This is a genomic window from Aminobacter anthyllidis, assembly GCF_018555685.1.
Lineage (GTDB): Bacteria > Pseudomonadota > Alphaproteobacteria > Rhizobiales > Rhizobiaceae > Aminobacter > Aminobacter anthyllidis.
Window position 1 is genome coordinate 640024 of record NZ_JAFLWW010000003.1, and the last position, 12622, is coordinate 652645.

At 65.1% G+C, this 12622-nt stretch carries 10 protein-coding genes; 5 read left to right on the forward strand and 5 right to left on the reverse strand.

Annotation, left to right across the window (positions count from 1 at the left end; translation table 11 throughout):
- Positions 1–97 precede the first annotated feature (97 nt).
- Both J1C56_RS12650 and J1C56_RS12655 read right to left on the reverse strand, forming a co-directional pair.
- Positions 98–544, reverse strand: coding sequence for a DEAD/DEAH box helicase family protein (locus J1C56_RS12650; protein WP_214389574.1), 447 nt, complete (start codon positions 542–544; stop codon positions 98–100).
- Between the two features lie 272 nt (positions 545–816).
- Positions 817–2310, reverse strand: coding sequence for an MFS transporter (locus J1C56_RS12655; protein ID WP_214389584.1), 1494 nt, complete (start codon positions 2308–2310; stop codon positions 817–819).
- 96 nt (positions 2311–2406) lie between these two features.
- Here J1C56_RS12655 and J1C56_RS12660 point away from each other — a divergent pair, with 96 nt between their 5' ends.
- Together J1C56_RS12660 and J1C56_RS12665 are read left to right on the forward strand one after the other, a co-directional pair.
- Positions 2407–3072, forward strand: a complete 666-nt coding sequence (locus tag J1C56_RS12660) for a winged helix-turn-helix transcriptional regulator (RefSeq protein WP_214389586.1) — start codon at positions 2407–2409, stop codon at positions 3070–3072.
- A gap of 116 nt (positions 3073–3188) precedes the next feature.
- Complete coding sequence (locus J1C56_RS12665; RefSeq protein ID WP_214389587.1) at positions 3189–4103, forward strand: pyridoxal-phosphate dependent enzyme; 915 nt, start codon at positions 3189–3191, stop codon at positions 4101–4103.
- Positions 4104–4166: 63 nt separating this feature from the next.
- On the opposite strand, the gene arsK is transcribed toward J1C56_RS12665, so the two are convergent.
- Both arsK and J1C56_RS12675 read right to left on the reverse strand, forming a co-directional pair.
- A complete protein-coding gene (arsK, locus tag J1C56_RS12670) occupies positions 4167–5354 on the reverse strand; it encodes an arsenite efflux MFS transporter ArsK (RefSeq protein ID WP_214389589.1) in 1188 nt (395 codons plus the stop codon).
- A gap of 300 nt (positions 5355–5654) precedes the next feature.
- Positions 5655–7244 carry an ABC transporter substrate-binding protein gene (locus tag J1C56_RS12675; protein WP_214389591.1) on the reverse strand — a complete coding sequence of 530 codons (1590 nt, stop codon included), beginning with the start codon at positions 7242–7244 and terminating at the stop codon, positions 5655–5657.
- A gap of 297 nt (positions 7245–7541) precedes the next feature.
- Between J1C56_RS12675 and J1C56_RS12680 the strand changes: the two genes are divergently transcribed.
- The gene (locus J1C56_RS12680; protein WP_214389592.1) at positions 7542–9593 is read left to right on the forward strand and encodes an elongation factor G; all 2052 of its coding nucleotides are present in this window, start codon (positions 7542–7544) and stop codon (positions 9591–9593) included.
- Between the two features lie 293 nt (positions 9594–9886).
- Positions 9887–10846 (forward strand): protein-methionine-sulfoxide reductase catalytic subunit MsrP, encoded by a 960-nt coding sequence (gene msrP / locus J1C56_RS12685; RefSeq protein ID WP_214389600.1) that lies wholly within the window; start codon positions 9887–9889, stop codon positions 10844–10846.
- 36 nt (positions 10847–10882) lie between these two features.
- Here msrP and J1C56_RS12690 read toward each other — a convergent pair whose 3' ends face one another.
- On the reverse strand, positions 10883–11314 hold the full coding sequence (locus J1C56_RS12690; RefSeq protein ID WP_214389602.1) for a GFA family protein: 432 nt from the start codon (positions 11312–11314) through the stop codon (positions 10883–10885).
- 792 nt (positions 11315–12106) lie between these two features.
- Between J1C56_RS12690 and J1C56_RS12695 the strand changes: the two genes are divergently transcribed.
- Complete coding sequence (locus tag J1C56_RS12695; RefSeq protein ID WP_214389604.1) at positions 12107–12616, forward strand: methyltransferase family protein; 510 nt, start codon at positions 12107–12109, stop codon at positions 12614–12616.
- The last annotated feature ends 6 nt before the right edge of the window (positions 12617–12622 follow it).

Sequence of the window (12622 nt, forward strand, 5' to 3'; positions counted from 1 at the left end):
GCCCTAAGCTATCGATGCGCGAGGTTTGGTGCGGACCAAAGCCGAAGGCATCAAGTGCCCGTCACTTTCCCTTGTCGAGGCCGCGTCTGCAGTCCGTCTATTTGCCGGGGCCTTCCTGGATGGTGACGACCTTTGCGTCGAATTCCTTGCAGGCGTTGTCATGGCAGATGCCATTGATCCATACCTGCCCGTCGCCGAACATGATGCCCTTGTAGTTGACGAACAGGTCCTCGTACTTCTGATCGGTGACCGCCTTGGTGATTGATGGCGTGAAAATCCCGTCATAGTGCTCGGCAAACGCCTTCGCCGACCTGATGTGGGTTTCCTTGCCGTTGACGCTCACGCCGATCGGGTAGCTCACAAGCTCGGCCACGCCCGCCGCGTCATGCGCCGCAACCGCCGTCTGCAGGGCCTTGATCACGGCCTCGTATTTGGTGTGATCGCCGAGCTGTTGGTCGATGGCCTGGTTGGTCGTTTCGCTCTGCGCGCCCGCGGGGGCGGCCCAGACCAGGGCGACGGAGGTTGCAAGAAGTACGTGCCGCATCGAATTTAGCATGTCCGCAGTCCTTTCAATTGCCATTGCAGTTTGGATCTGTTGGATCGCAGTTCTCAGGCTGGCCTCTACAGGGGCATCCGCAGGATTTCACAGTCAACGCGATCGGGCAACGCGGCAACACTTGGACCAACTGCTGTCACCGCCGACACTTCCATTTATGATGAATGATGCATCGCTGATATAAAGGGCTGTGGCAAAGCCAGCAGGCGCGAACCTGCCGGGCCATATATGGGCTGCGGACGATGCCCCGCAGCCACGCCTCAGGTGCCTTGCGTTTCGGTCAGCAGGCCGTCGCGCTTGCGGATGATCAAGGTCAATGCAGCGCCGCAGACGGCGATGGCGCTGCACAGATATGCCGTCGTCTCGAGCGCCTGCCCCAGGGCTTCACGCGCCGTCTCCAGATGCGCACCCGAGCTGTCCGGCCCCAGTGCCGCGCTCATCGGCAGATCGGCGAGTTGCGGATAGTCGGCGAGCGCCAACTGGTAGAGCATCGTCAGCAGGCTGCCGAGCACGGCAATGCCGAAGGCGCCGCCGAGTTCGGTGCTCGCCTCGGACAAGCCGGCGGCGGCACCGGCATGCGATGCCGGCACCGAGCCGACGATGATGTCGGTCGTCATGGTGAAGACAGGGGCAAGCCCGAGCGAGAACAGGCAGTAGGCAGAGATCATCAGCATGAGGTCGCCGCTCGCAGCAGCGGCACCCGCCAGCGCGAAGCCGGCTGCGGCGACGACGAAGCCGAGCGCCATCAGCGGGACTGTGCCGATGCGTGCTGCAATCGCCGGCGCGGCAAGCGATCCAGCGATGAAGGCCACGCCCGACGGCGCCGAAGCCAGCCCGGCCTGCAGCTCCGTCAAGCCGAGGCCGAGCTGGAAGTAGAGCGCCACCAGCAGGAACATGCCGAAGGCGACGAAGAAGCCGAAAATGTTGATCGTCAGCGCCGCCGAAAAGCGCGGCGAGGCAAACATGTCTAGGTCGAGGAACGGAACCGTGAGCCGCCGCTGCCGGCGCAGGAACAGCGCCGTGGCGACGATGCTCAGCGACAGCGCAAGGCCGGCCTCGCCGCTCCAGCCGTCCATCGCCACCTTCTTGATCGCATAGACCAGGCCGAGAACCGCCACCAGCAGGCCGAAAGCACTCGCCATGTCGGGGCGCGGCGCTGTGCCGTCGCGGGCCTCCGGCAGCATCTTCGGGCCGAGAACCAGAAGCAGCGCCATGACGGGCAGGTTGATGAGGAACACCGAGCCCCACCAGAAATATTCGAGCAGCACGCCGCCGACCAGCGGACCGACGGCGCCGCCGGCGGAGAAGCTGGCGATCCACACGCCGATGGCCTTGCTGCGGTCCTCTGGATGCGGAAACAGGTTGCGGACCATGGACAGGGTCGACGGCGCGAGCGTCGCCGCGGCGATGCCCATCAGTGCGCGTGCCGCGATCATCATCGGCGCCGAACTGGCGAAGGCGGCGAGCAGCGACGCCACGCCGAAAGCGAATGCGCCCCACAGCAGCAGCCGCCTGCGGCCGACGCGGTCGCCGAAAACCCCCATCGGGATCAGTGCTGCCGCGAGGATGAAGCCGTAGATGTCGACCATCCACAGCAGCTGGGCGGGCGTCGGATCGAGGTCGGCAGCAAGCTCTGGAACGGCGAGGTTCAGCACCGTCAGGTCCATCGAATAGAGCAGGCATGGCAAGGCCAGGATTGCCATAGCCGCCCATTCGCGCCGCCCCGCCCGGGGCATTTCGTCATGCTCGTCCATCATCGTCTCCCTGGAGCGCTTGATCGTCAGGCGCCTGCGTGACAAGGTAAATATGTGTGAACTATCTAGTCCTAAAAAGCAACTACTGAGTTTTTAATGCGAACCACGAAGAGCCGAAGCTACGATGACGGGTGCGCGACCGCCCATGCGCTCGATCTGATCGGCGAGCGCTGGGCGCTGCTCGTCGTGCGCGAACTGCTCTTCGGACCGAAGCGTTTCACCGACCTGCGCACCGACCTGCGGGGCATCAGCCCCAACGTGCTGACGCAGCGCCTGGAAACGCTGGAGGAGACGGGCATCGTGCGCCGGCGCAAGCTGCCGCCGCCCGCCGCGTCATGGATCTACGAACTGACCGAATGGGGCAGCGAGCTCGAGGACACCATCGTGACACTGGGCAAATGGGCCGCGCGTTCGCCGTTCCTGGAACAGGGTCTGCCCATCAGCCGCGCCGGACTGCTCCTGGCGATGCGGGCGATGTACACGCCATGCGACAACGGCAGCTTCTGCGTCTGCCTCGACATGCCCGACGGCACGGCGGTCGTCTCCGGAACGCCTGAGGGGCTCGACATCCGGTTCGGTGACGAGGCCCTGATGTCGGCGCAGGCAATATTCTCGGGCACGTCGAGCGTGCTCGACAGCATCCTGTTCGGCGGCGTCAGCATCGATGCGGCGGTGAAATCAGGCGATGCCCGCATTTCAGGCGACATGCCGGCCGTGGACAGGTTGCTGCAGGCGTTCCCGATACCGCAGGCAGCGCCCTGACGGCATCTGCCGGCGGCTCAAGGGCGCTGGCTCGGTCGTTTCCCGCACCTGCTTGCTGGCGCGGGTCTTTTACATGGCTCATAAGCGCCAGACATCTTCCCCGAGGTCTGAAACCCATGCCCCTGCACATCAACACGCCTCTGCTCGAATCCCGCCCGCTGAGCCTGGCCGGCGGTCGGTCGATCTGGCTGAAGATGGATGCGCTGCAGCCGCCGGGCTCGTTCAAGATTCGCGGCATCGGCGCTGCCTGCGAACATCATGCTACGGGCGGCAAGCGCCGCTTCGTCTCGTCCTCTGGCGGCAATGCCGGCATCGCGGTCGCCTATGCCGGCCACCGGCTCGGCATCCCCGTCTCGGTCTTCGTTCCCGAGACGGCAACGGAACTGGCCAAGTCCCTGATCCGCCAGGAAGGCGCCGAGGTCATCGTCCATGGCGCCTCCTGGCAGGAGGCCAACGAGCGCGCCATGTCGGCGCTCGATACGGACACCGCCTTCATCCACCCCTTTGACGATCCGCTGCTCTGGACCGGCCATGCGACGATGATCGACGAGGTCGTCGCCGAAGGGCTGTCCTTCGATGCCGTCGCCGTGTCGGTCGGCGGCGGTGGGCTGATGTCGGGCGTCGTCGAGGGCCTGGCGCGCAACGGCCTGGCGCATATCCCCATCGTCGCGGTCGAGACCGAGGGCGCGGCTTCGCTGGCAGCGTCGATCAAGGCGGGTGAACGCATACAGCTTCCGGCGATCACCAGCATCGCCACCTCGCTTGGCGCCCGCATGGTCAGCGAGCGCGCCTTCGAGGTGACGCAGAACAGCGCCGTCGACAGCGTGGTGGTCAGCGACCGCACCGCCGTCGAGGCCTGCCTGCGCTTCGTCGACGACCACCGCGTTCTGGTCGAGCCGGCCTGCGGCGCGACGCTCGCGCTTGCCTATGGGCATGCTGGCGCGCTGGCTCGCTTTGAGCGCGTGCTGATGATCGTCTGCGGTGGCGCCACGGCATCGCTCGCCCAGCTGCAGGCCTGGCACGCCGCCTGACCTCATCCCGAGACGCCGCCGGCAATCGTCCTCGGCCTTCGCCCGGCTCGTCGATGCCCTGCGCTACGGGCGGCCGGCAAGCCTGCCGATCGCGGCGAAGATCACCAGCGCTGCCACGCCGAGCAGCATGGTGAAGGCCAGCGACCACGAAATGCCTATTTTGGCCATGGCGAAGGCCAGCGCGAACGGCGCGACCGCCGACACGATCAGCCGGGCCGACATGGCACGGCCCTGGAGCCTGCCATAGCCGTCGCTGCCAAACAGCGCCAACGGCAGCGCGCCGGTGACGATGCTGAACAGGCCGTTGCCCATGCCGAAGATGATCGCGAATATCATTGCGCCCGCGATCGATGGAGCGGTGGCCACCAACACGCCGACGCCAGCGGTCATCAGCGCCGCCGAAATCGCTGCAAGCGTCAGCGGCGGCAGGTTGATGCCGACCACCATGTTGATGAAGCGGCTGAGCACCTGGGCGGGCCCGAACAACGTGCCGACGACCGCAGCCGTGGCGCCAAGCCCCAAGCCGGAGAGCAGCGGCACCATGTGGACAAGCACCGCCGCGCTCAAGAGATTCTGCACCGAAAGCGCAATCACCATCAGTGCGAAACCGAGCGGGCGCACGGCAGTCGCAAGCGAGCCCTCGACATGCTGGTGCGGTTCGCTTGCGGCCTGGCCTTGTCCCCTCCGGCGAAACGACAGCCAGGCATGCAGCGGCAGGCAGACGGCCAGGTTGAGGACGGCAAAAACGAGATAGACTGATTGCCACGACATCTGCGCATGCAGCGCCGAGGTGATTGGCCAAAAGGCGGTCGAGGCAAAACCGGCGATCAGCGTCAGATAGGTGATGTTGCGCTGGGCCGCCCGTGGCGCGATCTGGACGAGCAGCGCGAACGCGGCACCATACTGCACGAGGTTCGATGCGACCTGCACCGCCACCAGCGCAATGACGAAAGTGGCCGCGTCGGGGGCTGCCGCGCAGCCAACCAGTGCTGCTGCGGCAGCGGCCGAACCCGCCATCATGATCCGGCCTGCGCCGTAGCGGTCGATCCAGTTGCCGAGCCAGGGAGCGGTCAGCCCGCCGACGAGCAGTGCCGCCGAAAGCGCGCCGAACAGCCACTCGACCGGCCAGGACAAGTCCTTGGCCATGTCGGCGGCGAGAATGGAGAAGCTGTAGTAGAGCGTGCCGTAGCCGATGATCTGGGTGATGCCGAGGGCGATGACGGCGGCAATCGGCGAACGCTCGGCGGTCATTGGGAATTCGGCTCGCTCTCGGGCTTCGCTGCGCCCTCCATCCGATTTCCGACCCGACAGGTCAAGCAACATCGCACGCTGGCATAAACTGCACTTCGGCGCACCGATCCAGGCTACGCCGGGGCCCGGCCCGTCATCGAAGCAAAGTCACGATGAGATGTTCGACAGCCCCGTACCGGGTCTCCCGGCCAAAGACTGGGCGGGCCGGCACTCACTGGTGCCGAACCCTCGACGCAATGCCCAATCGATATCAGACGCCTGTCCCCCGCGTCACGGGGAACAGGCGCGCACTGCCTTGGCCTAGGCGTTGACCCAGCATTTGGTCAGCGCGTGGCCGCCCATCAGGTCGCCATTCGGGTCGTCGACCCAGCCGCCGACCCTGGTGCCGGTCGCATCGATGTAGTTGTTGAACATCGGCACGATGACCCCGCCCTCGTCGCGCAGCATCACCGCTGCCTGGCGGTAGAGGTCCTTGCGCTTGGCCTGGTCGAGTTCGCCGCGCGCCGCAAAGATCAGCTTGTCGAAGTCCTCGCGCAGGAAGCGCGTGTCGTTCCACTCGGCCTTGGAGAGATAGGCGATCGAATAGACCTGGTCCTGCGTCGGCCGCCCGGTCCAGTAGGACATCGAGAACGGCTGCTTGTTCCAGGTTTCCGACCAGTAGCCGTCGCCCGGCTCGCGCTTGACCTCGATCGTGATGCCGGCCTTGGCGGCACTTTGCTGGTAGAGCTGGGCGGCATCGACGGCGCCGGGGAAAGCGACGTCGGAGGTGCGCAGCAGCACCGGCCCGCTGTGGCCCGACTTCTTGTAGTGGAACGCCGCCTTGTCGGGATCGTATTTGCGCTGCTCGATGTCGTCGGAGAACATCGCATAGGCTTTGGTCACCGGCATGTCGTTGCCGACCGAGCCGTAGCCGCTCAGGATCTTCTGCACCATCTCCTCGCGGTCGACGGCGTATTTCAGCGCCAGCCGGAGGTCGTTGTTGTCGAACGGTGCGGTGTTGCAATGGGCGATGAAGACATAGTGCCCCTTGCCCGGCACGTTGCGGATCGTCACGCCCGGCACGCGTTTGATCAGGTCGACGATCTTGGGTTCGACGCGGTTGATCATGTCGACCTGCCCGCCCTGCAGTGCCGAGGTACGGGCCGTGGCGTCGTTGATGACGACGATCTCGACCTGGTCGGCATGACCGCGCTTGTCCGCTCCCCAATAGCCCTTGTGCAACTCGCCGACATGGCGCACGCCCGGCTCGTTGACCACCACCTTGTAGGGCCCGGTGCCGATGGCTTCGGTCGGGTTGTCCTTGCCGCCGTTGGGCTGGATCATCAGGTGATAATCACTGACCACGTAAGGCAGGTCGGCATTCGGCTCCTTGAGCGTGATGACGACGGTATCGCCATCGGCCTTGACGGTGTCGAACTGCTGGACGAAGGCAAGCGCTGCCGATTTGGAATTGGCGTCGGCATGGCGCTCCAGCGTCGCCACGACGTCGGCGGGTGTCAGGTCCTTGCCGTTGTGGAAGGTCACGCCCTTGCGGATCTTGAAGGTCCAGGTCTTGGCATCGTCGGAGGCGCTGTATTCCTCGGCAAGCCGGTGCTCGATCTCGCCGGTCGGCGACGTTTCCAGCATCTGCTCGCCCCAGCAGCGGCCGATGGTGTAGGGCACCTGGCTTGCCCAGGTCGCCGGGTCCTGGCTGTCGGTGGCGGCACCGCCGACCATGCCGGCCTTCAGTATGCCGCCCTTGACAGGCGCTTGCGCCAGCGCGGCACTGCTAAGCAGCGTGTTGGCCGACAGGGCCGTCACGCCAAGTGCGGCGGCGCGGCCGAGAAAGTCGCGGCGCGACAGCCGGCCACTGACAACGAGGCGGCTGAGATGATCGAGTTCACTGGACATTAGACTGCGTTCCTCCAGATGGGCGCGACTTGATGTCGTCATGGTTCCCCAAGGGAATATTGAGTGTGGCACCTGCTACCCAATGGGCTAGATGCGACATCAGATGCCGCTTTTGGAGCGCGGCGCATTTTGCTTGCGCCTGCCTCAGGCACAGCCTTGCGATCCTCTTGCCCTGCCTTCAAAGCCGTGTGACGATGTGGGCGACGGGAGGAAGTCCACAGACGTAGTTGCCCGCGACGGCCGAACAGGCCGGCCGCCGCATTCAGGGAAAAAATGCCTGAGTGGAGGTCAGCTCTTATGGGTAGTCGCGCCGGAGGAAGACGCACGGGACCGAAGTGCATCGCCATCGTCGGTCCCTTCGCCAGCGGTAAAACCACACTTCTCGAAGCACTTCTCGCCCGCACGGGCGCTATCCCCAAGCAGCATCCGGTCGCCTCCGGCAACACGGTCTCAGACCACTCCGCCGAGGCCAAGGCGCATGCCATGAGCGTCGAGGCGGTCTTCGCCACCACCCAGTTCATGGGCGAGAGCATCACCTTCGTCGACTGTCCCGGCTCGGTGGAGTTCGCCTTCGAGGCTGATCCCATCCTTGCCGCCTGCGACCTCGCCGTGGTCGTTGCCGAGCCCGACGAGAAGAAGATTCCCGCCTTGCAGCTGATCATGCGCAAGCTCGACGATCTTGGCGTGCCGCGTATCCTGTTCCTCAACAAGATCGACAAGGCGCCGGCTGGCGTGCGCGATACGCTGAAGCTGCTGCAGCCGGTCAGTCGCACGCCGCTGTTGCTGCGCCAGATCCCGCTGCGCAAGGACGGCGTCATCGTCGGCTCGATCGACCTGGCGCTGGAGCGCGCCTACATCTACCGCGAATACGCCGAGAGCGAGATCGCCGAAATTCCCGGCGACGAGAAGGCGCGCGAGCTCGAAGCCCGCTTCGCCATGCTGGAAACGCTGGCCGACCACGACGACCAGTTGATGGAACAGTTGCTCGAGGAGATCGAGCCGCCCAAGGACGAGATCTTCGACGACCTCGCCGCAGACCTGCGCGACGGCTCGGTCACCCCGGTCCTGATCGGCTCGGCCGAAAAGGGCAACGGCGCGCTGCGCCTGCTCAAGGCGATCCGCCACGATGCCCCCGACATCGAGGCGACGCGCAAGCGGCTCGGCCTTGCCGATGGCAATGCCGCCGTGGTGCAGGTGATGAAGACCATCCACACCTCGCATGCCGGCAAGCTGTCGGTGTCGCGCATTCTTTCCGGCCAGGTCACTGATGGCGCCGAACTCTGGCTCAACTCAACCGACACCGCCAAGGTTTCGGGCATCTATCGCATGCTCGGCAAGGACCAGACGAAACAGCCCAACGCCACGTCCGGCGACACGGTCGCGCTCGGCAAGCTTGAAAATGTCGCGACCGGCCAGACACTGACTTCGGCCAAGGGCGGCATCAAGCCGCTGGTCAGCCTCGAGCCGCCGAAGCCGGTCTATGCCTTTGCCCTGCGCCCCAAGGAGCGCAAGGACGAGGTCAAGATGTCGGCGGCGATCCAGCGGCTGGCGGAGGAAGATCCTTCGCTATCCCTGCATCACAACCAGGATTCCGCCGAGACGGTGCTGTCGGGCCATGGCGAGATGCATCTGAGGGTCGTGCGCGAGCGCCTCGAAGGGCGCAACCAGATCGCCGTCGAGGGTCACGCGCCGGCTGTGCCTTACCGCGAGACGATCCGCAAGGCTGTCCAGCAGCGCGGCCGCCACAAGAAGCAGTCGGGAGGTCACGGCCAGTTCGGCGACGTCGTCATCGAGATCAAGCCGCTGCCGCGCGGCTCCGGTTTCGAGTTCACCGACACCATCACCGGCGGCGTCGTGCCCAAGCAATACATTCTGTCGGTCGAAGCAGGCGCGCGCGACTTCCTCAAGACCGGCCCGCTCGGCTTCCCCGTCGTCGACATATCGGTCAACCTGTCCGACGGCTCGTTCCACTCGGTCGACTCCTCCGACATGGCATTCCAGATGGCCGCCAAGATCGCGATGAAGGAAGGCATGCCGAGCTGCTCGCCGGTGCTGCTAGAACCGGTCATGAAGGTCGAGATCTTCACGCCGTCCGACGCAACGGCCCGCATCATCGCGCTGGTGCCGCAGCGCCGTGGCCAGATCCTGGGCTACGATGCCCGCGCCGACTGGCCCGGCTGGGATGTCGTCGAGGCGACGATGCCGCAATCGGAGATCGGCGACCTGATCATCGAACTGCGATCGGCGACAGCGGGTGCTGCGACCTACCGCGCCGAGTTCGACCACATGGCCGAACTCACCGGCCGCCTCGCCGACGAGGCGATGCAGTCGGGCGGCAAGGCGGCGTGACGGCCGGCGTGTGCCGCCGCCAGGAGGCCCTCCTTCTTGTGGGGAGGGGTTAAGGGGTGGGGGTATCTTGACTTGCCTTGCGGCCGACACCCGGTAGTGCCTTAGACAACCCCCACCCTCTATCCCTCCCCACTAGGGGGAGGGAGGACACCAGCCCCACTGCCCTGGATTTTCACTTTCTCTTGATGGACGGCGCCGTAACACGACGACGTTCCCACGCGTATGTGAACGTGACAGCGTTGATTTCGCCGTCCGCAGGGGCGACCTTGCGGTCGGCCTATTGGAGAGCAAGCATGGCATTCATTCACCGCCGCCCGTCCTGGGCGATATCGGAAGCGCTGGCGACGCCCGAGCACATCTTCCTCAACCGGCGCAGCATTTTGGCCGGCATGGGGCTGGGCCTGGCGGCCGCTGCCCTGCCCCGTAGCGCGCGCGCCGAGGAGGCGGATCCGACCGCCGATCTCTATCCGGCCAAGCCGAATGCCGCCTACAAGCTCGACCGTCCCCTGACGCCCGAAGAGATCAACGCCAACTACAACAACTTCTACGAATACGGCACCTACAAGGAGATCGCGGCGAGCGCCCAGATGCTCAAGACGCGGCCTTGGGAGGTCCAGATCGGCGGTCTCGTCGACAAGCCGATGACGCTCGCCATCGACGACCTGATCCGGAAGTTCCCTCTGGAGACGCGGCTCTATCGCCACCGCTGCGTCGAGGCCTGGTCGATGACGATCCCGTGGAGCGGCTTCCCGCTGAAGGCGCTTGTCGCCATGGCAAGCCCCAAGGCGGACGCGAAATTCATCCGTTTCGAGACCTTCCTCGACCCTGTCATGGCGCCGGGCCAGAACGACTTCGTCTATCCCTGGCCCTATGTCGAGGGCGTCACCATCGAGGAGGCGGCACTCGACCTGCCCTTCCTCGTCACCGGTGCCTATGACAAGCCGCTGGCCAAGCAGTTCGGCGCGCCGCTACGCCTGGCACTGCCGTGGAAGTATGGCTTCAAGTCGATCAAGTCGATCCGCAAGATCGACTTCGTCGCCGAGCAGCCGGTCGGCCTGTGGGAAGCGATCCAGCCGAGCGAATACGGCTTCTGGGCCAATGTGAATCCCGAGGTACCGCACCCGCGCTGGAGCCAGGCCAAGGAGCGTGTGCTGGCGACGGGCGAACTGGTGCCGACGCAGCTGTTCAATGGCTACGCCGCCGAGGTCGGCCAGCTCTATGCCGGCAAGGACCCCGCAAAGCTCTATATGTGATAAAGAGCTGGCCTGGTGCGCGCGTCCAGTTGCGCCCTAACCCGCTTTCGCCTCGACATGCCACCATTTCGGCCGCCCGCCCTTGAACGAGTGGCCGGTCGGCATGAACTCGATCGCGCCGGGCTTGTCGAAGACGCCGAGCAGCAGTGCCACCACCGGCGCGTCGTCGAGCGCGCCGAACGAACTGCCGCAGGCCGGGCAGAAGGCGCGGCTGGAATAGTCCGACGAGCGATAGACCGCTGGCGCACCGCCCGGCCCGGTCCACGTCACCCGGTCGCTTGGAAACTCGACCCACGCAGCGGTCAGTGCGCCGGTGTGGCGCTGGCACATCCGGCACGAGCAGGTATGCGGCTTGCCGGCCGGGCCGATCGCCTCGAAGCGGACCGCGCCACAAAGGCAGCCGCCGCTGTAGACCTTGGCCGCGCCCGCCTTGGCCGCGCCCGCCTTGCCCACACCTGTCTTACTCATGAATGTCCCCCAAGAGATCGTTACGGCCATGTTTGGCGAAACATGGATTCGCAGGAATGTCGCCCAGCCTTGACCGGCCGCCGACAAAATAAAAGCGGCGCCCGAGGATATCCTCGGACACCGCTTTTTGCGGACCGTTCCGCGGGAGGCGGGACGGCAGGTCCGCCGCTACGTGGCCAACGCTTGGGTCGTTGGCAATCTGCTGGACGCGGCGCGTTGCCTAAGCCCGGCACGTTCGGGTGATGCCCCCATCTCCCGACGCACCATCACCGCGTCCATGTAAAAGCTAGGCGCGTCGCGAGGTCCGGGGAATGTTACCGGGGGTTACATGTCACTGTTACGCGGGAGATTTGGCCTGTTTCAGGCAACAAAAAAGCCGGATCCAAGAAGATCCGGCTGAGTTTGTTTGGAAGTGCCGATTAAGGCTAACCTCCAGAGGGGAACACTCGAGGGCGCTAATGGGAGGAGGAACGCGCCCTGGAGATGATCAATATATGTGCTCTCCTTGCCCAACAAACAAGCATCTATTTTGCAACGCACGCATGCAAAAACATACAGGCTGTGGTCCAACAGTGTTAGAAGGCCGATAGGACCAGTTTTGGCCCCGAAAATCGACTTTTGGCCATGCTGCAGTGCACACTCCGCGTCATGTCGGGGTCAAAACCGGCGCCAAATGCCCCTCACCGAGCGATGCTGGCAAATCGGGCACGACAAGATCAATGTTGCGGCGGAAGCAACGGCAATAGGCAACATGCCCTGAATTCGACCTTGGAGATCAAGAGGAGTGCAGGCTTGCGAAAACCATCCGCCATCCTCGGCAGCGCCGTCTTCTTCACCGCGGCACCTGGCGTCGTCGCCGGACTCGTCCCCTGGCTGCTGAGCCGGCACTACGGCCTGCCGCTGGCCCCCTGGCCGCTGGTCGGTGCCGGGGCGATCCTCGTTGCGGCCAGCCTCGGCGTGCTGCTGCACGCCTTCGCGCGTTTCGCGCTGGAAGGGCTCGGCACCCCCGCCCCGATCGCGCCGACCGACAGGCTGGTCATCGGCGGCATCTACCGCCATGTGCGCAACCCGATGTATGTCGCCGTGCTGTCGATCATCCTCGGCCAGGCGCTGATCTTCGCGGCCTGGCCACTCGCGGCCTATGCCGCGCTCATGGCCGCGACGATGGCGACCTTCGTCCGTCTCTACGAGGAGCCGGTACTCCTCAGGCAGTACGGTGCCGAATACGAAGCCTACCGCGCCAACGTTCCGGGATGGCTGCCGCGCCTGACGCCGTGGCGCGGAGCCGGGAGCCTGAAATGAACAGGC